Origin of the sequence: Microbacterium fluvii (assembly GCF_025515205.1) — a bacterium.
In the GTDB taxonomy this organism is placed as follows: domain Bacteria; phylum Actinomycetota; class Actinomycetes; order Actinomycetales; family Microbacteriaceae; genus Microbacterium; species Microbacterium fluvii.
In genome coordinates, this window is the sequence record NZ_JAOPFX010000001.1 from 1,464,218 (window position 1) to 1,483,055 (window position 18,838).

19 protein-coding genes are annotated in these 18,838 nt (G+C 70.0%); 10 read left to right on the forward strand and 9 right to left on the reverse strand.

All coding sequences use genetic code 11. From position 1 onward, the window contains the following. Positions 1-22 precede the first annotated feature (22 nt). The 6 genes from OAW74_RS06790 to OAW74_RS06815 are packed head-to-tail and all read left to right on the forward strand — an operon-like array spanning position 23 to position 6,753. Positions 23-1,021 (forward strand): phosphotriesterase family protein, encoded by a 999-nt coding sequence (locus OAW74_RS06790; protein ID WP_262873546.1) that lies wholly within the window; start codon positions 23-25, stop codon positions 1,019-1,021. A gap of 7 nt (positions 1,022-1,028) precedes the next feature. Next, positions 1,029-1,982, forward strand: a complete 954-nt coding sequence (locus OAW74_RS06795; protein ID WP_262873547.1) for a phosphotriesterase family protein — start codon at positions 1,029-1,031, stop codon at positions 1,980-1,982. A gap of 50 nt (positions 1,983-2,032) precedes the next feature. Next, entirely contained in the window at positions 2,033-3,142 is a 1,110-nt protein-coding gene (locus OAW74_RS06800) for an FAD-dependent oxidoreductase (protein WP_262873548.1), read from the forward strand. Between the two features lie 13 nt (positions 3,143-3,155). Further along, on the forward strand, positions 3,156-4,088 hold the full coding sequence (locus OAW74_RS06805; protein ID WP_262873549.1) for an alpha/beta hydrolase: 933 nt from the start codon (positions 3,156-3,158) through the stop codon (positions 4,086-4,088). Further along, on the forward strand, positions 4,085-5,035 hold the full coding sequence (locus OAW74_RS06810) for an MBL fold metallo-hydrolase (protein ID WP_262873550.1): 951 nt from the start codon (positions 4,085-4,087) through the stop codon (positions 5,033-5,035). Before OAW74_RS06805 ends, OAW74_RS06810 begins: the two co-directional genes overlap by 4 nt. Beyond that, positions 5,032-6,753, forward strand: a complete 1,722-nt coding sequence (locus OAW74_RS06815; protein ID WP_262873551.1) for a CocE/NonD family hydrolase — start codon at positions 5,032-5,034, stop codon at positions 6,751-6,753. The genes OAW74_RS06810 and OAW74_RS06815 overlap by 4 nt, the downstream gene beginning before the upstream one ends. A gap of 85 nt (positions 6,754-6,838) precedes the next feature. Here the strand turns inward: OAW74_RS06815 and OAW74_RS06820 are convergent, their stop codons facing one another. Beyond that, positions 6,839-7,867, reverse strand: coding sequence for a ScyD/ScyE family protein (locus OAW74_RS06820; RefSeq protein ID WP_262873552.1), 1,029 nt, complete (start codon positions 7,865-7,867; stop codon positions 6,839-6,841). 179 nt (positions 7,868-8,046) lie between these two features. Continuing rightward, entirely contained in the window at positions 8,047-9,510 is a 1,464-nt protein-coding gene (gene cls / locus OAW74_RS06825) for a cardiolipin synthase (RefSeq protein ID WP_262873553.1), read from the reverse strand. A 101-nt stretch (positions 9,511-9,611) separates the two neighbouring features. Here cls and OAW74_RS06830 point away from each other — a divergent pair, with 101 nt between their 5' ends. Then, the gene (locus OAW74_RS06830; RefSeq protein ID WP_262873554.1) at positions 9,612-10,013 is read left to right on the forward strand and encodes an arsenate reductase ArsC; all 402 of its coding nucleotides are present in this window, start codon (positions 9,612-9,614) and stop codon (positions 10,011-10,013) included. Positions 10,014-10,019: 6 nt separating this feature from the next. Here the strand turns inward: OAW74_RS06830 and OAW74_RS06835 are convergent, their stop codons facing one another. Then, a complete protein-coding gene (locus tag OAW74_RS06835) occupies positions 10,020-11,678 on the reverse strand; it encodes an ABC-F family ATP-binding cassette domain-containing protein (protein ID WP_262873555.1) in 1,659 nt (552 codons plus the stop codon). Between the two features lie 121 nt (positions 11,679-11,799). Between OAW74_RS06835 and OAW74_RS06840 the strand changes: the two genes are divergently transcribed. Next, the gene (locus OAW74_RS06840; protein WP_262873556.1) at positions 11,800-12,468 is read left to right on the forward strand and encodes a hypothetical protein; all 669 of its coding nucleotides are present in this window, start codon (positions 11,800-11,802) and stop codon (positions 12,466-12,468) included. A 26-nt stretch (positions 12,469-12,494) separates the two neighbouring features. Further along, positions 12,495-12,887: a hypothetical protein gene (locus OAW74_RS06845; protein ID WP_262873557.1), complete on the forward strand. Its 393-nt coding sequence runs from the start codon at positions 12,495-12,497 to the stop codon at positions 12,885-12,887. Here OAW74_RS06845 and ychF read toward each other — a convergent pair. The 3 genes from ychF to OAW74_RS06860 are packed head-to-tail and all read right to left on the reverse strand — an operon-like array spanning position 12,877 to position 15,347. After that, a complete protein-coding gene (gene ychF / locus OAW74_RS06850; RefSeq protein ID WP_262873558.1) occupies positions 12,877-13,950 on the reverse strand; it encodes a redox-regulated ATPase YchF in 1,074 nt (357 codons plus the stop codon). The two genes, OAW74_RS06845 and ychF, sit on opposite strands and share 11 nt — an antisense overlap. 33 nt (positions 13,951-13,983) lie before the next feature. Next, positions 13,984-14,595: a dihydrofolate reductase family protein gene (locus OAW74_RS06855; protein ID WP_262873942.1), complete on the reverse strand. Its 612-nt coding sequence runs from the start codon at positions 14,593-14,595 to the stop codon at positions 13,984-13,986. A gap of 2 nt (positions 14,596-14,597) precedes the next feature. Next, positions 14,598-15,347 (reverse strand): class I SAM-dependent methyltransferase, encoded by a 750-nt coding sequence (locus OAW74_RS06860; RefSeq protein WP_262873559.1) that lies wholly within the window; start codon positions 15,345-15,347, stop codon positions 14,598-14,600. A 172-nt stretch (positions 15,348-15,519) separates the two neighbouring features. On the opposite strand from OAW74_RS06860, the gene OAW74_RS06865 reads away from it, so the two are divergent. Beyond that, the gene (locus OAW74_RS06865; RefSeq protein WP_262873560.1) at positions 15,520-15,729 is read left to right on the forward strand and encodes a UDP-N-acetylmuramyl pentapeptide phosphotransferase; all 210 of its coding nucleotides are present in this window, start codon (positions 15,520-15,522) and stop codon (positions 15,727-15,729) included. Here OAW74_RS06865 and OAW74_RS06870 read toward each other — a convergent pair whose 3' ends face one another. The 3 genes from OAW74_RS06870 to glpX form a co-directional block, all read right to left on the reverse strand. After that, positions 15,730-17,004 carry a DNA recombination protein RmuC gene (locus tag OAW74_RS06870; protein ID WP_262873561.1) on the reverse strand — a complete coding sequence of 425 codons (1,275 nt, stop codon included), beginning with the start codon at positions 17,002-17,004 and terminating at the stop codon, positions 15,730-15,732. A gap of 45 nt (positions 17,005-17,049) precedes the next feature. Further along, on the reverse strand, positions 17,050-17,652 hold the full coding sequence (locus OAW74_RS06875; RefSeq protein WP_262873562.1) for a 3'-5' exonuclease: 603 nt from the start codon (positions 17,650-17,652) through the stop codon (positions 17,050-17,052). An 84-nt stretch (positions 17,653-17,736) separates the two neighbouring features. Beyond that, entirely contained in the window at positions 17,737-18,729 is a 993-nt protein-coding gene (gene glpX / locus OAW74_RS06880) for a class II fructose-bisphosphatase (protein ID WP_262873563.1), read from the reverse strand. Between the last annotated feature and the right edge of the window lie 109 nt (positions 18,730-18,838).

Consider the following 18,838-nt stretch of genomic DNA (forward strand, 5'->3'; position numbering starts at 1 on the left):
CCGTCGCGGAAAGGCACGTTCAATGGCGGACACGGCTTTGCTCGGCGACCCCACGGTCAACACGGTGCTGGGACCCGTCCCCGCGGCCGACCTCGGCGTCACGGCCGTCCACGAGGCTCTGCTCTCGGTGTACCCGGGGGCGCAGTACGCGCCCGACATCACGATCGATCGCGCTGAGATCTTCGAGATCCTCGTGACCAGACTGGCCGCTTTCCGGGCGGCCGGCGGCGGCACGATCGTCGATAGCACCGGCATGTTCCACGGGCGCGACGTCAAGCTCTATGAGGCGCTCTCGCGCGCGACGGGAGTGCACATCGTCGCGTCGACCGGTCAGGGACCTGAGGAGCTGCTCGGCGGCTACTTCCTCACTCCGCAGACGAATCCGCCCACTCCGTGGCCCGCCGACAGGTTCGCGGCGCTGTTCGGCAGAGAGGTCGACGACGGCATGGTCGTGCCCCGGGTCGAGCGGCGCGGTGGCGCCGGTCTCATCGCGATCGCCGCCACCCGGGGGGGCATGACGGCCACCGACGAGAGCCTCGTGCGCGGCGGCGCCCGCGCGGCCCTCGCCACCGGCGCACCGGTCTCGCTGCGCTTCGGCGCCGACGCGCTCCACGATCTCGACATCGCCCTGTCCGAGGGCCTCGGTGCCGACCGCATCGTCGTGGGCGGTCTCGACAGGCGGGATGCCGTCGCCACCGGCGCGGCGCAGCTCGTCGCCGCGCGCGGCGCCTTCGTCGCCCTCGACCACGTCGGGCGCGCCGACGCCGATGTCGTCACCGATCGGGAGCGTGTGACGATCGTGCGCGAGCTCATCGCGGCGGGCCACGGCGACCGGATCCTGCTGTCGAGCAACGTGGTCGGCGTCGCCAAGGGGGTCCCCGATGACGCCCTCCCCTACGAGCTCGTGCTCACCGGCTTCGCGCCCACGCTCCTCGCCGCCGGCGTCTCCGACCACGACGTGCGCCGCATCCTCGTCGACAACCCCCGCGCCCTGCTCACGGTGCGCGCCGCGCAGAACTGAGAGCCCCATGTCGAAGGTGAACACGGTGCTGGGCACGATCCCGGCCGAAGAACTCGGATTCGTCTCGGTGCACGAGCACATCGGCTACGGCATGCCGGGCAGCGAGCTCGACACGACGTGGTGGAAGTCGCCGGAGCAGCGCTACGACGAGACGGTGCCGAAGCTGCGGGCGTTCCGCGAGTACGGCGGCTCGACGATCGTCGACGCGACCGGCATCTGCAACGGCCGCGACGTCGACTACTACAGGTCGCTCTCGGAGAAGACCGGCGTGCAGATCATCGCGTGCACGGGCTTCGTCGGCGGCGACACCGCCCTGGCCCACTTCGCCAGGGCGTCAGTCGAGTACCTCGCCGAGGTGTTCGTGCACGAGATCACCGTCGGCATCGGCACGACCGGCGCCAAGGCCGGTGTCATCAAGGTGGGCGTCAGCCGCGGCGGGCGCATGACCGAGCTCGACAAGCGCATCTACCGCGCCGCCGCGCGCGCCGCCCGCGAGACGGGCGTGCCGATCCTCACGCATCTCGCGATCGACGCCGAGAACGCCGTGGCGATCTTCCAGGAGGAGGGCCTCCCCCTCGATCGCGTGCTGTTCGGCCACGTCGACGACGGCGTGAACGCGCCGATCACGCGCGACACCTGGATCGCCGAGCAGGGCGGTCGTCTGGGCTTCGACACCTTCGGGTACGAGACCGAGCTCCCCGATCCGCCGTTCTGGGCGCGCCCCCGCAAGGAGCGCCTCGATCACTTCCTCGGGTTCGTCGAGCGCATCGGCATCGACAGGGTGCTCGCCGCCGCCGACGCCAACTGCAGCCCGCTCGGCTGGCCGGGGGTCAAGGGGCACACCGTGAACTACCTGTTCGAGCAGCTCATCCCGGATCTGAAGGACGCCGGGTGGAGCGACGCGCAGGTGCGCACGCTCTTCGTCGACAACCCCGCCAACTTCCTCACGATCAAGAACTGAACACCCTCACCGCCTGGCCGGCGCATCGACGCGTCGAAAGAGAGAGATCCATGAAGACCGAAGAACTCCGGACCCTCCGCATCGCCATCGTCGGCGGCGGCTACGGCGGTGCCGCCGCCGCGGTCGCGCTGCGCCACGCCGGTGCCCAGAACGTGCACGTCTACGAGCAGGCCGCCGCGCTCGCGCCCATCGGCGCCGGCATCGGCATCCGTCCCCCGGCCGTCGAGCTGTTCCGTACGTGGGGCATCTGGGACGAGATCGCGAAGGTCTCGGGCGCCAGCGACCACCTCGAGATCCTCACCGCCGACGGCACGATGGTGCTGGCGCAGGAGGAATGGCCAGGGCTCAACGACTACGCCCAGCCCAACCACAACCGCATCATCCACCGCGGCGACTTCATCGACGTGCTGCTGGGCGCCCTTCCGGCCGACTCGGTGCATCTCGGCCACCGCCTCGAGAGCATCGTCGATGACGGCGCCACCGCAACCCTGCGGTTCGCGAACGGCGAGGTCGTCGAAGCCGACCTCGTGATCGCCGCCGACGGCATCCGCTCGGTCGTCCGCCACGCTCTCTTCTCGCAGAAGCCGCCGGTGTTCGCCCACGAGCATGCGTACCGAATCGTCGTGCCGATCGACCAGTCGCACGGGCTCGTCTCCGATGCGAATCCGCGCTTCTACATAGGCCGAGACGGCGTCATCGCCTACAACCTGCCGCTCGCCTACCGCGGCGAGCTCTCGTACGACATCACGGCGCCCTCCGACGACGACACGTGGGCGCCCGAGATCAGCAACGACTACCTCGTGTCTCTCCTCGACGGCTTCGATGAGCGCATCGTCGCCGTGGCCCGCGAGCTCGACATCGACCAGGTCACGAGCCGCTCGGTGTACGACATCGACGCGGTCGACACCTGGCACACCGACAGCGTCGCCCTGCTCGGCGACGCCGCCCACGCGATGCTGCACCACCAGGGCTGGGGCGCCAACTCGGCGATCCTCGACGCCGAAGGGCTCGCGACCGCTCTCGTCGCAGCAGACACGGTCTCCGAGGCACTCGCCGCCTACCAGGCGGTGCGCAAGCCCATGACCGACCACCTGCAGGCCATCTCGCGTCAGGGCTGGAACGGCGAACAGGTCGAGTCGGCCTTCCCCGCCAACGCCTGATCCGGAGCCCCTCATGCCGATCCACCCCGAGATCGCGAAGATCCTCGCGGTCATCCCACCCGCAGGCGCCACCCCGCCCGACGTCACCGCCTGGCGCGCGATGGGCGAACAGCACGTGCCGCCCGCAGACGAGCGGATGCCGCAGCTCCACGCCGTCGACGACGCCGTCGTGCCGGGGCCCGACGCCGACGTCCCGGTGCGGATGTACACGCCGGTCGAAGCCGACTCCTACGGGATCCTCGTGTACCTCCACGGCGGCGCGTTCTTCTCGGGGAGCCTCGACACCCACGACGCCGTCGCGCGGGCGCTGGCGGCCGCATCCGGCTTCCGGGTGATCTCGGTGGGCTACCGCCTGGCCCCCGAGCACGCCTTTCCCGCCGGGATCGACGACAGCTACGCCGTCGTGACGTGGATCGTCGAGCACGGCGACGAGCTGAAGTGGGACGGCACTCGGCTCGCCGTCGCCGGCGACAGCTCGGGCGGCACGTTCGTCGCGGCCGTCGCGGCGAAGGCGCACGACGAGGGGCGCGACGCGATCACGCACCAGGTGCTGCTCTACCCGTCGGTCGACCTCGACTTCGACCTCGACCGCTACCCGTCACGGCGTGAGAACGCCTTCGGCTACGGGCTCGAGTCGGTCGCCCTCGCCCCGCACAACTCCTTCTACCTCGACGGCGGCGCCGATCCGGCCGACCCCCTGGTCTCGCCCATCCGACGCGCAGATCTGAGCGGACTGCCTCAGGCGCTCGTCGTGACCGCCGAGTTCGATCCGCTCCGCGACGAGGGCGAGGCGTACGCGCAGCGCCTCGCCGATGCGGGCGTGCCCGCCACCGTGCACCGGTACGCGGGAGCGAACCACGGGTTCGTCGTGAACTTCGGGTGGATCCCCGAGTTCGCCGCCGTCTTCGCCGAAGTGGGCGACTTCGTGAACGACCGCCGATCATGACGGTGCGCATCCACCCGCTCGTCTCCCCCTGGGGCCGGTTCACCCTGCGCAGCTTCTTCATCGATGCCCCCGAGCCCGCGATCGTCGACACCGGCATCGCGACCTCGCCCGCAGAGGGCATGGCGCCCGCGCTCGAGGCGCTCGGCCGTCGCATCGAGGGCGTGCGCTGGATCCTGCTCACCCACGGACACATCGACCACGTCGGCGGCGCCCACGCGCTGTGGGAGCTCACCGGACGCAGGGCCGAGGTGGTGGTGCACGAAGCGGATGCCCCCTTCGTGCGGTCGCGTCGCGCCCACGTCGACGAGTTCCTGGAACTGCGGGGCGACTACATCCACGACCCGCAGGCCCAGGCCCGAAAGACCGCCGACGCCGCCGCGCAGATCTCCGGCGAGTTCGAGCCGACCCGGCTGGTGCGCGGCGGCGAGGTGCTCGACCTCGGCGGCGACGTGCGCGTGCGCGTGCACGCGATGCCCGGGCACACATCCGGCGCCGTCGCCTACGAGGTCGAGGGGCAGGGCGACGTGTTCGTCGGCGATTCGGTGCAGGCCTACGGCGCCGCGAGCGGATTCCCCGGCTACGAGGATGCCGACCTCTACCGCGCGAGCATCGAGCACCTGCGCGACAGCGTGCGGCCGCAGCGGCTCTACCTCGGTCATTCCTACCGGCGCGCCGACGGCACCCCGTTCCCCGAAGTGCTCGACCAGACCGACACCCGCGAGGCGATCGACGGGAGCCTCGAGCTCGAGACCCGCATCCGCGCCGCCGCGCGCGACCAGGCCGAACTCGGGTTCGACCCCACCGACTCCCCCTACTCCCCGTTCGCCGCCGCCGCCGCTTCGCTCGGCTACACCGGCGACCCCACCCTCGAGCCATCGCCGTTCTTCACGACGATGCACGCCTACCGTCGGCTGTTCGCCGGCGTTGAAGGAGGACCACAGGCATGACGCACCAGACGACGTTCACGGCGGGTGGCCGCAGCATCCGCATCACGAAAGACCTGCGCGTGCCGATGCGCGACGGGGTGGAACTCGCCGCCGACGCCTACACGGGCGACGACGACGCGCCGCGGCCGGCCCTCGTGGCCCTGAGCCCGTACGGCAAGGAGCTGCAGGCGCTCGCCCTCACGATGCCCCCGCAACGCCGCCCTTCGCCGATGTGGGACGGCTGCATCGAGGCGGGCGACATCGCCCGCGTCGTCGACGAGGGCTACGTGCACGTGATCGGCGATCTCCGCGGCTCCGGGGCCTCGGAGGGCGAGCACATCGGCAACTACAACGCCGGTGGCGTGCCCCTCGGGCAGGACGCCTACGACTTCATCGAGTGGGTCGCCGCCCAGCCCTGGTGCGACGGCAGCGTCGGCATGATCGGCATCTCGTACTTCGGATCGATGCAGGTGCTCGCCGCCGCCGAGCGCCCCCCGCACCTGAAGGCCATCTTCGTCTCGGGCGGCCACTACGACTTCTACGAGACCACCTATCACGGCGGAGTCATGTGGTTCATGCCGCGGGCGGCCCGCGAGGGGCGTGGCGGTGACAGCGGCTGGGCGTTCACCGACCGCACGAAGAGCCGGATGCTCGAGAACGTGCCCGCCGACGAGGTCGCAGCGCGGGTGGCCGAGCGCCTCGCCGACCCCGACGTGGCGGCATGGCCGAACCTCGTGCACACGCTGCACTACCCGACGCACCACGAGGCGTGGTTCGACATCATCACGAACAACTTCGACGGCGAGTGGTACGAGGAGCGCAACCCGATCACCCTCGCCCGCAACATCGAAGTGCCCGTCTATCTGCAGATCGACCAGGGCCGCGGCTGGACGGTCGACGGCACGATCGAGCTGTTCGAGGGCCTGCAGGGCCCCAAGCGCCTCGACATCGGCTCGTACCCCCCGATGCAGTCCCGCCCGTGGGTCGAAGAGCACGACAAGATGTTCCGCTGGTACGACTACTGGATCAAGGGCATCGACAACGGGATCATGGACGAGCCCGCTCTCAACGTGTTCGTCGAGGGGTCGCGCGAGGTCGTCTCGGCCGCCGCGTGGCCGCCGAAGCCCGTCGAGCACCGGGCGCTCTACCTGCGGCCCCGTGGTCGACTGCTGACCGAGCCCGAGCCGATGGGCGTCGAGCACGTCGCGACCGACGGATTCTTCCAGGCGCCGCTGACCGTCACCGACAGAGTCGAACTGCTCACGTGGTCGACGCCGGCGTTCGAAGAGCAGACCGAGATGATCGGGCCGGGCGCCGCACACCTGCACGTCGCGATCGACCAGGACGACACGAACTTCATCCTGCGCCTGTGGGATGCCGGGCCCTCCGGCACACGGCAGCTCATCACCTCGGGCTACCTCAAGGCCTCGCAGCGCGCGCTCGACGCCGATCGCACGCGCGAGGGCGACCCGCGTCACCCGCACACGCGCGAAAGCGTCGAGCCGGTCGTGCCGGGCGAGGTCGTCGAGTACGTCGTGCGCCTGTACCCGTTCGCGGCGACGTTCCTTCCAGGGCACACGCTGGTGGTGGAGCTCTCGAACGATGAGCCGCTGGTCGACGAGCACAACTCGCTGCTGCCACCCGACGCGTTCCACCTGCCGGTGGGCCGCCCCGTGACGCACACGATCTACCGCGACGCCCGGCATCCGTCGCGTCTGGTGCTGCCCTTCACGGTCTGAGCGCGGCCCCCGGAGGCACAGCTCACTGAGATTTCGGCCGACGCGCCGGGGCGACCGCATCCGCCCCGGCGCGTCCGCGCCGACATCAGCGACCTGTGCAGCCCTTGTGCATGAGGCCCGAGACCGTCCAGACCTCTCCGTTGACCGTCACGACATAGGCCGTGCCGCCGCGGAACGAGACCGACACGGGCAGGTCGAGCTCGTCGGCCACGACCGAGAGCCTCCCGCGGGTGCCGACCAGCAGCAGCTCGCCGCTGTCGGGCAGCGCCGGCGAACCCGGCGGCACGTCTCCCGGCGAGTCGCCCTGCGACACGGCGTAGAGGCCGCACGGACCGAACTCGACGTCGGTGAGCAGACTGTAGCCCGACGCCACCTCGACCGGGCGCGGCTTCGTCAGCCCGAAGACGAGCACGGTGCCGGTCGACGGGTCGTGCGGCACGGGCCCGGCCTCCGCCATGAACACGAGCCTGCCGCGCGCGGCGAGGCCCGTCGGCACCGTGTTCTCAAACTGCACGAGTGCGCGGATGCGGCCCGACATCGACACCTTCAGCACCCGGTTGTGGTGGCCGTCGGTCACGAGGAATCCGCCCGTGACCGGCTCCAGCGCGAACGGCACACCCCGCGTGAGGAAGAAGTCGATCTCGGGCGGAGGCGGATTGCGCAGCGACCAGTCGCCGATGTCGGCGATGACCGTGAAGCTCGTCGGCCCGTCGATGCGGTAGATGCCGTCGACCTCATTGGACGGGGCGCCCGGCACGTCGTCGCCGACGTTGGCGACCAGCACGTAGGCCGTCTTGTCGACGAACGCGATGTCGATCGGTCCGCCGATCGGGATGACGGCTTTCGGCAGCCCGGTCGCGAACGGCGTCGCGGCCCCCGTGCGCGGATCGATGCGCGTGACCTGGCCGATCGCGCCTTCGACCACGTACAGGGCGCCGTCTGGCCCGATCGTGCTGCCGCTGGTGCCCTGCAGCCCGTCGGCCAGCAGCGAGAGGGTGGGAGCGGTGTGCCTGCCCGAGGGGGCGGCGGCACTCGCTGCGGCTGGTGCCAGCAGCGACGAGATCACCAGCGCCGCGGCGGCGGCGCCGGTGAGCAGCGTTCTTCTGATTCGCATGAGGATTCCTCCGGTCGACTGTGTCGTCGCCGGTCGTCCAGCGTGATTCTCCTGAGGCCGGCGTGTGGATGCACCGCACAGACGCGTCAGAACACCGCTGCATGCTCCGTCGTCAGTGCAGCTGGCACACAGGATCCTCCCGCGCACGGGCGGGGTCAACACCCTTTCGTGCGTCGCGCTCAGTTCAAGGCGGAGGTGAGCCGCATCACTCCATCGAGGAACGTCGAGCTTCGAGGCTCCTCGCGCCACTGCGCGAGGGTGAGCTCTCGCCCCGCCTGCCGGTAGTCCTCTTCGACCTCGCGCATCTGCGCGACGAAGCCCGCACCGCGCACGAGCATCATGACTTCGGCGTTGAGGCTGAAGGAGCGGATGTCCATGTTGCTCGAGCCGATCACGGCGATGTCGTCGTCGATGGAGAAGTGCTTGGAGTGCAGGATGTAGGGCGCCGGGTAGAGGAAGATCCGCACCCCCGCCTCCAGCAGCACTTCGTAGTACGAGCGCTGGGCGTGCCACACCATGAACTGGTCGCCGATCTCGGAGACGAACAGCTGCACCTCGAGCCCGCGCTGACACGCGGTGGTGATCGCGTAGACCATCGCCTCGTCGGGGACGAAGTACGGACTCGTGATGATGACGCGCTCGGTCGCCCCGTGGATGAGCGAGAGGAACAGGCGCAGGTTGTTCTCGGTGTCGTACGCGGGACCGCTCGGCACCACCTGGCAGAGCAGATTCTCATCGCTGCGCGCCACGTCGCCCGCCGCCAGCGTCTCGGCTGACGCGAGCTCGCCCGTCTCGACCTTCCAGTCCGAGAGGAACACGGCGTTGATCGCCGCGACCGCGGGCCCCTCGATGCGCGAAACCAGCTCCTGCCACATCAGCCCACGCTTCTGGTTCTTCGGCGAGTTGTAGTCGCGCGAGATGAGGTTCTGCGAGCCGAGGTAGCCGACCGTGCCGTCGACGACGACGATCTTGCGGTGGTTGCGCAGGTCGGGGCGCTGGTACTCGCCGCGCAGGGGCCGCACCGGCAGCATCCACGCCCACTGCACGCCGATGCGGTCGAGCAGTGCCGTCGTCTCCTTCCAGTTGCCGAGGCGCCGCGTGGCGACGTAGTCGGCCAGCAGCCGCACCGTGACCCCCCGCGCGACGGCGCGCTCCATCGCGTCGAAGAAGCCCTGCGTCGTGGTGTCGCACGAGACGATGTAGAACTCGACGTGCACCCAGGATGCCGCCCGGTCGATGTCGGCCGCCATCGCGTCGATCGACTGCCGATAGTCGGCGTACAGCCGCGCACCGTTGCCGTCGACCGGCGGCAGATGGGTCAGCGCGGTGTTCTGCGCGAGCACCGTCGCGAACGACGCCGACCAGTCGCCCTCGACAGGTGTGACCTGCTCGCCCGCCCGCGCTGCGATCAGTTGGTCGATCGATCGCTGCTCGTCTCGGCGTTTCGCCGGCAGCCGGAAGCTGCCGATCAGCAGATAGAAGACCCATCCCACGAGCGGCACGATGACGATCAGCAGGATCCACGCCATCGCCGCCGTGGGCTTGCGCCGCCGGGGGATGACGATGAGAGCGACGGCGATGATCGCCGCCTGCACGGCCAGGCCGATCAGCCAGCCGAGATTCGCGCCGAGCGCTCCGTTCACCGTGACCTCCCGAGAGCCGTTCCCTCGTGTCTACCGCAGAACGGATGCTGCGCGGTTCACCCCCGGCGGACGATTCGGGCGCGATCCCAGAGAATGGGACCATGACCTCCACCCCCACCGTGCTGTTCGTCTGCGTGCACAACGCCGGCAGGTCGCAGATGGCCGCGGGCTACCTGCGCGAGCTCGGCGGCGGGCGCATCGAGGTGCTCTCGGCGGGCTCCGAACCGGCCGACCGGATCAACCCGGTCGCGGTCGCCGCCATGGCCGAGGAGGGCATCGACATCGTGGGCGAGACCCCGAAGGTGCTCACCGTCGATGCGGTACGCGAGTCGGACGTCGTCATCACTATGGGCTGCGGCGACACGTGCCCGATCTTCCCCGGCACGCGCTACGAGGACTGGCAGCTCGACGACCCCGCAGGCCAGCCGATCGAGGCCGTCCGCGCCGTGCGCGACGAGATCCGCGCGCGCGTCGAAAGACTCGTGGACGAGCTGCTCCGCTGAACGCGGTCAGAGCTCGGCGACACGCCCGGACTCGACGCGCCAGTGCCGGTCGGTGCGCACGGTCTGCAGCATCCGCCGATCGTGGGTGACCAGCAGCAGGGTCCCCTCGTACGACTCCAGCGCCTGCTCGAGCTGTTCGATCGCCGGCAGGTCGAGGTGATTGGTCGGCTCGTCGAGCACGAGCACGTTGACCCCGCGCGCCTGCAGCAGAGCGAGCGCGCCGCGGGTGCGCTCCCCCGGCGACAGCTCACCCGCGGGACGCGAGACGTGATCGGCCTTCAGGCCGAACTTGGCCAGGAGCGTGCGCACCTCGGCCGAGGCCATCTCGGGCACGAGCTGCTCGAACGCGCCGGCCAGCGGCAGCGGGCCGGTGAGCAGCGACCGCGCCTGGTCGATCTCGCCGATCTGCACGTTCGCGCCGACGCTCGCAGACCCCGAATCCGGATGCTGTCGCCCCAGCAGCGCCCGCAGCAGCGTCGACTTGCCGGCGCCGTTGGGCCCGGTGATGCCGATGCGCTCCCCCGCGTTGACCTGCAGCGACACCGGCCCGAGCGTGAAGTCGCCCTGGCGGTACGCGGCAGCGCTCAGCGTCGACACGACGGTGCTCGCGCGAGGCGCCGCGCCGATCGTGAACTGCAGCTGCCACTCCTTGCGCGGCTCCTCGACCTCGTCGAGCCGCGCGATGCGGCTTTCCATCTGCCGCACCTTCTGCGCCTGCTTCTCGCTGGACTCGGTCGACGCCTTGCGACGGATCTTGTCGTTGTCGGGGGCCTTGCGCATCGCGTTGCGTACGCCCTGGCTCGACCATTCCCGCTGCACGCGGGCCCGCGCGACCAGATCGGCCTTCTTCTCGGCGAACTCGTCGTACTTCTCGCGCGCGTGCCGCCGAACCGTCGCCCGCTCCTCGAGATAGGCGTCGTATCCGCCGCCGTAGAGCCGGTTCGTGTGCTGCGCGATGTCGAGTTCGAGCACGCGCGTCACGCTGCGCGCGAGGAACTCGCGGTCGTGACTGACCAGCACGACGCCCCCGCGGATGCCGCGCACGAACGCCTCGAGTCGCTCCAGTCCGTCGAGGTCGAGGTCGTTCGTGGGCTCGTCGAGCAGCACGATGTCGAAGTGCGACAGCAGCAGTGCCGCGAGTCCGACGCGGGCGGCCTGGCCGCCGGACAGCGACGTCATGAGCGTGCGCTCCGGCGCGTCGCCGAGATCGAGTCCCAGGTCGTCGAGCACAGCGGGCAGGCGCTCGTCGAGGTCGGCGGCGCCGCTGGCCAGCCAGCGCTCGAGTGCCGTCGAGTACACGTCGGCGGGATCGGCTCCGGTGACCGGTGCCGGGTCGGCGAGAGCCGCGGCCGCCGCATCCATGTCGCTCGTCGCCTGCGCGCACCCGGTGCGCCGCGCGACGTACGCCGCGACGCTCTCGCCCTCGAGCCGCTCGTGCTCCTGCGGCAGCCAGCCGACGAACGCATCGGCGGGTGCGACCGAGACGCTCCCACCCTGAGGCTGGTCGACGCCGGCCAGCAGCCGCAGCAGCGTGGACTTGCCCGCGCCGTTCGCACCGACCACCCCGACGACGTCGCCCGCCGCGACGGTCAGGTCGACTCCCTCGAAGAGTGTGCGGTGTCCGTATCCGCCGGCAAGGTCTCGGGCCACCAGTGTCGCGCTCACCGATCAATCCTGCCATCACGTCCGCACCGCATCCCTGAGCGACGAACGGTACCGCGCGCAGGAGTGGCTCAGCGGCACCGCGCCGCACGGACGACGGCCGCGTCGCTGCTCGCGTTGCGCAATGCGCCATCGTGCCCTCGTCGCCGCCGTCATGATGACCTCGCTCGCGCTCACTGCGTGCACCGCCGTGTCGCCCGCTGCGTCGCCCTCCGCCTCGGACCCGGCGGCAGGTGCCCCCGCAGTCCCCTCTCCGACCGCGTCCGAGACGGTGACGACGGCCGTTCTCGTGGTCTCCACGACGGGCGTCGCCGTGCAGTCGGGCAGCGCCGTGGAGGAGATCGCCTACTCCGACGGTGCCGCACTCGTCGCCGCCGTGACCGCCGCCAGCGGGATCGACCCGGTCGTCACCGAGGAGGACGTTCCCGCCCCGTACGAGGGCACGGTGACGACATACGATTGGGGCGACGGTGCCGTGGTGATGGTGGGCGACGGCCCCGGCGTCTCCATCTCGGTGCGTCGAGAGACCCTCGCCGGGCTGCCGGTGTCGACCCCTTCGGGCATCGCGGTCGGCTCCGACCGGGCCGACGTCCTCGCTGCGGGAGGCCTCGCCATCTCGGACGAAGACCAGGACGGAACCCCCGAGCAGCTCAGCGTGGATCCGCTGGATGCTGCCGGCACCGAGTCGCTCACGAGCCCGGGCACCGTCGGCACGACGTTCGTCCTCGTGATCCTCGACGGTGACACGGTCTCCGGCATCCAGGCGCCGGGCAACGACTTCGCCGACGTATGACGCACCGGCAGCGTGAGCGGATGCGGATGGAGATCATCATCGAGGCCGACGGCGAGCACACCTGCTGCGGCCTCGAAGTCACGCGCTATCAGCGAGTGACGTGGACGTACCTCACCACCCGCGACGGCCGGTTCTTCCAGGCCCTCCATCCGCTCGACGTCCCGGTCTCCGAGGTCACCGGGACAGTCGTGGACATCGAGGTCGTCCGCGCCGACGGGTCACGCATCGGAGTGGAACGCGTCCCCAGCGGCAATGCGTTCAGCGGAAATGATCCTCATGACGATGGCGTGATCATGGTTCTCCACACCGAGGAGATGCTCGATCCGTCACCCGATGAGCGGCTGCTGTTCATGGTGACGCTGGACGTCGCCGATGGGCGCACGCAGACGTCGCGTGTGCGAGCAGACGTCATACGTTGAAGCGGAACTCCACGACGTCGCCGTCCTGCATGACATAGTCCTTGCCCTCCAGGCGCGCCTTGCCCTTGGCGCGCGCCTCGACGACAGACCCCGTCGCGACCAGGTCGTCGAACGAGATGACCTCGGCCTTGATGAACCCTCGCTCGAAGTCGGTGTGGATGACGCCTGCCGCCTGCGGCGCCTTCCAGCCCTTGCCGATCGTCCACGCGCGGGCCTCCTTGGGGCCGGCGGTGAGGTAGGTCTGAAGGCCCAGGGTGTCGAACCCGATGCGGGCCAGCTGGTCGAGGCCCGATTCGTCCTGACCGGTGGATGCCAGCAGCTCCGCCGCGTCTGCGGGGTCGAGGTCGATGAGCTCCGACTCGATCTTCGCGTCGAGGAACACGGCCTGGGCGGGGGCGACGAGGGCTTCAAGCTCGGCCTTGCGGGCAGCATCCGTCAGCACGGTCTCGTCCACGTTGAAGACGAAGATGAAGGGCTTCGCGGTGAGCAGGCCCAGCTCCTTGATCGGTGCGAGATCGATGCGCGAAGCCGAGAGCAGTTCGCCGCGCTGAAGCGCGTCGCGCGCCTCGACCGCCGTGGCCAGCACGGAGGGGTCGAGCTTGCGGCCCTTGACCTCCTTCTCGTACCGCGTGATCGCCTTCTCGAGCGTCTCGAGGTCGGCCAGCTGCAGCTCGGCGTTGATGGTCTCCATGTCGCTCGCCGGGTTCACCGCGCCGTCGACGTGCACGACGTCGTCGTCAGCGAAGCCGCGCACGACCTGCGCGATGGCGTCTGCCTCGCGGATGTTCGCGAGGAACTTGTTGCCGAGCCCCTCGCCCTCGCTCGCGCCGCGGACGATGCCCGCGATGTCGACGAACGAGACGGCGGCGGGCAGGATCCGCTCGGAATGGAATATCTCGGCGAGCGTGTCGAGCCGCGGGTCGGGCAGGTTGACGACGCCGATGTTGGGCTCGATCGTCGCGAACGGATAATTCGCCGCAAGCACCTGGTTCTTGGTCAGCGCGTTGAACAGGGTCGACTTGCCGACGTTGGGGAGACCGACGATTCCGATGGTAAGAGCCACGGGACTCGAGTCTACGCGGGCTGCCCGGGCCGTTCAGTCCGGATCGACCCGCCACCGCATCAGCACGTTGCCCGATTCCTCCCACACCCGGGTCTCGAGCAGCTTCAGCGCGACCGCCGGCCGCTCGTCGAACAGCGCCACTCCCCCGCCCGCGATCAACGGGAAGGTCACGAGGTGCAGCTCGTCGACGAGTCCCGCGCGCATCAGGTCGTTCCACAGCACGCGACCGAGCAGGACCAGGATGCTGCGGCCCTCCGCCTCTTTGAGTGCGGCGACCTCGGCGCGGGCGTCGGCGACCCGCACGATGCGTGTGTGCGGATACGGAGCGATGTCGTCTTCGGTGATCGTGTCGGAGACGACGATCTTCTCGACTCCGAGAATGAGGTCGGCGAACTCGCGGCGGATGGCGGTGGCCTCCGGATCGTCGCGCACACCCGTCCAGTACCCCAGGTTGCCCAGGAAGGACCGCCTGCCGCTCAGCAGCAGTGTGTCGGCATCGCGCAGCAGACCGGTCGTGTAGTGATCGAAGGTGTCGGCGCCCCCGTAGTCAGGATGCTGGTGCTCGAAGAACGACCCGATGTCGTGGTCGTCGTCTTCGTAGAAGCCGTCGACGGTGGTGAAGTTGCAGACGGTGAGGGTGCGCATGCTCACTCCCTGATCGCTCGGAACGCCTCGGTCACGTAGGGCAGCTCGACGGCAGCCTCGCCGACTGCTCCGACCTCGTCGAACAGCGCCGCGAGCTCGCTCTCGATGCGCGCGCGCTCGACCGGCTCGGCCGTGATGACGTAGCTGCGCGAGCGGACCATCGCCAGCAGCCCCGCGCGGGTCATCGGGCGCGACCAGGTCCAGCGCGCCCGCTCGAGCGCGCCGAACGGCGCCGCCACGCGCACGTCGTCGTCCGAGATCATCTGCTCGGCGTTGCTGCCGTGCATGATCGCGGTCATCCGCCTCACCCAGTCGACGCCCTCGTCGCGGATGTTCCACACGAGACCCAGCACCCCGCCCTGCCGCACGACCCTGCCCACTTCGAGCGACGCGGCGCCCGGTTCGACCCAGTGCCATGCCTGCCCGAACACGGCCGCATCCAGGCTCGCATCGGGCAGCGGCAGCGCCTCGGCCGAGCCGACGAAGGTCGGCACGGTCGGCAGCACGGCGTGCAGCCGGGCGAGCATCTGCGCGTCCGGATCGACCGCGACCACCTGTACCGCCTGATCGACGAGCGCCCTCGTCAGCTTGCCGGTGCCGGCCCCGATATCGGCCACGCGCGGCGCGTGCGTCGTCGCGCCGAGCGGCTGCAGCATCCACTCCACAGCTGCGACCGGATACCCGGGCCGCCCCTGTTCGTATGCCTCGGCGGCGGAGCCGAAGGAACGGGACATCTCGTCGCGAGTCGCCATGATCGCACCCTACTCGCCGCGCTCGACGCAGAGCCATCGGCCGCGGCGCGTGGGACTCCCAGCTACTCGTGATGCAGATGTGACCGCGTGTTCCCAGGGTTCTCTGGCAGAATCGATCCCGGTGTCAACGTGGACGCATCCGCCTTTCCGAGGATTCACCCAGGGGGTCTCGATGTCTGTTCAGGTGAACGGTTCCGCGCCGCAGACCGGCGCGCACGCGGTCATCGCCGACGCGACCGACCCCTCTCGCCGCCCTGACGTTCTCTTTCGCGTGCGTCGCGATGAGGGCCACCAGGTGTCGGCGTGGTGGATGATCGGCGCGTTCGTCGCCGTCTCCGGCGCCGTCATCGCACTGCTCAGCCTCGTCCCCGGCGGCGCCTGATCACAGGCGCTCGCGCAGTTCGCCCAGGTCGGCCGTCGGCAGCGAGTCGGTGGTCGTCTCGAGCAATTCGGGCGCGGTCAGTCGACGGGCCGCCTTCTCGATCGGCTCTGGGCCGTTGACGGCATCGAGCTTCGTCTCGTCGATGCCGGGGAATCGCCGCGCCGTGACGAGCACGCGCGACTCCAGCGACCCGACGAACCGGTTGTAGCTGTCGACCGTGCGCTCGATCGCCTTGCGCAGATCGTCGGCGTGACCGGCGAGTCCGCCGAGCCGTTCGTAGAGCTGCGTGCCGAGGTCGAACAGCGTGCGTGCCTCGGCCGACACGCTCTGCTGCGTCCACGTGTAGGCGATCGTCTTGAGCACGGCCCACAGGTTGACCGGCGATGCGAGCGCGACGCGCTTGCCGAACGCGTAGTCGAGCAGGCTCGGGTCGGCCTCCAGCGCCACGGCCAGGAGTGACTCGCTCGGCACGAAGCAGATGACGAACTCGGGGCTGGTCGGAAGACCGGCCCAGTAGGCCTTGCCGGCCAACGCGTCGACATGCGCGCGCACGGCCTTCACGTGCTTGTCGAGCAGGCCCTGGCGGCGGCGGGCCTCGTCGCCCTGCGCCGTGAGCGGAATCGCGCTGGCCTCGAGGTACGCGGCCAGCGGCACCTTCGCATCGACCGCGATCGCCTTGTCGCCCGGCAGGTGGATGACCATGTCGGGGCGGCCGGCACCGGCGTCGGACGAGATCGAGGCCTGCAGATCGAAGTCGACGTAGCGGGTGAGCCCCGCCGCCTCCACGACACGCCGCAGCTGCGTCTCGCCCCACACCCCACGGGTCGAACTCGAACTCAGCGCACTCGCGAGCGACTCGGTGGTGGCCCGCAGGACCTCGTCGGATTCCTGGGCACGTCGCAGCTGCTCTGCCAGCGTGCCGAACTGGCTCTGCCGGTCGCGCTCGAGGTCGTCGACTTTGACCTGCATCGTCTGGAGAGTCTCGCGCACGGGTTCGAGCGCCCGCAGCACCGCCTGTTCGCGCCGCTCGCGCTCTTCGCGCGATGCCTGGTCGTGCCGCGTCTGGGCAGCCAACTCGCGATAGAGCGTCTGCTGGTGGTCGAGCTGAGCCTGCACGCCCGCACGCGCCGCTTCGGCGGCGGCCGCGCGGGCCGTCAGCTCCGACTGCGCGCGCGCCGCGCGGGCCGTCGCCCGCGCATGACCCAGCGCCCAGCCGAAGAGGGCTCCGGCCAGAAGGCACCCGATGACGATGAGCGACAGCATCCCTGCATCCATGACGACAGCATGACGCGGGCCTCCGACATCGGAGCGCAGCCGCGCTCAGGCTGCGGCGAAGTGCGCCGGCTCTTCGGCGGGCATCGACATCTGCGACACCTTGACCCCAGACAGCGCCGCGAGCTCGACGATGTCGGCAGCCCCCGTGCGACGCGCCGCATCGATCATGATGTGCGCGCAGGCGAGCGCATCGGCCGAGGCGTCGTGATGAGCGAATCCGGTGAAGCCGGCTGCCTCCGCGGCCAGCGGAAGGCGGTACGAGGCCAGGTCGTAGGTCTTCCGTGCCACCTGCAGGCTGCAGACGTACCGGTAGGGCGGGTGCGCATCACCGGTCGCCTCGCACGCGCGGCGGATCACCGTCATGTCGAACCCCGCGTTGTGCGCCACGAGCACATCGGCGCCCGCGAAGGCGGCGAGATCATCGAGCTGATCGCTCCAGCCCTTCGCGCCGACGACGTCTTCTGCGCGGATGCCGTGGATGCGGGTGTTCAGCTCGAAGAACCGGTCGTGGCCGGCGGGAGGCCGGATCAGCCAGCCGGCCGTCGCCACGACCTGACCGCCGCGCACCCGCGCGAGCCCCACCGCGCAGGCGGACGCATTGGAGGAGTTCGCCGTCTCGAAGTCGATCGCGGTGAAGTCCAATGCCACGCCCCCACCCTCGCCCCGAGAGCCTGGTCGATAACGGAGGCGCGCCGAGGACGCGGATGCTGCGGGCTCAGCCCTCGGGGGTCGTCACAGCCACTTCGACGTGAGGTGCTCCGACGTGATGCGACGCAGGGTTCCCGATGCGCCGCGCAGCACGACGCTCTCGGTGAAGAGGTAGTCGGGTCCGGCACGCCGCACCCCCGCGACCAGCTCGCCGTTGGTCACACCCGTGGCCACGAAGATCGTGTTCTTGCCCTTGACCATCTCGTCGGCTTCGTAGACATAGCCGTCGAGCTTGAGTCCCGCATCGACGCCCTTCTGCTTCTCGTCGTCGTCGCGCGGCCACAGGCGCCCCTGGATGTGGCCGCCGAGGGCCTTGATCGCGCACGCCGTGACGATGCCCTCGGGGCTCCCGCCGATGCCGACGCACATGTCGGTGCGGGCGTTGTAGCGCGCGGCGTTGATGCCGCCGGCGACGTCGCCGTCGCTCATGAGGCGCGTTCCGGCACCCGCCTCGCGGATCTCGTCGATGAGGCTCTCGTGCCGGGGGCGGTTCAGCACAGAGACGACCATCTCGTCGACCGGCTTGCCGAGCGCCTTCGCGAGCAGGCGGATGTTCTCGCCGATCGGCAGCCGGATGTCGACCACCCCGACGCCGGCGGGACCGGTGACGAGCTTGTCCATGTAGAAGACGCTCGAGGCGTCGAGCATCGTGCCGCGGTCCGAGACCGCGAGCACCGAGAGTGCGTTGTTGCGCCCCTCGGCGGTCAGCGACGTGCCGTCGATCGGGTCGACGGCGATGTCGCACTGGGGCCCGCGGCCCGTGCCGACATGCTCGCCGTTGAAGAGCATGGGCGCGTTGTCCTTCTCGCCCTCGCCGATCACGATCACGCCGTCGAAGTTCACGGTCGTCAGGAACGCCCTCATCGCGTCGACGGCGGCGCCGTCGGCGGCCTCCTTCGCACCTCGGCCGATGAACGGCACCGAGCGGATCGCCGCGGCCTCGGTGGCCCGAACGAGTTCGAGGGCCAGATTTCGATCGGGATGCAGCGGGCTCATGTCCGCGGTAAGGCTCACCATGCCGCCAGAGTACCCATTTCAGGCGCCTCACACGGCGTCTTTCGCCGCAACCGGCGCGAAGGAATCGTGTTTCTTTCACCACCGGCAGGACGCCGACGGCCCGTCATTT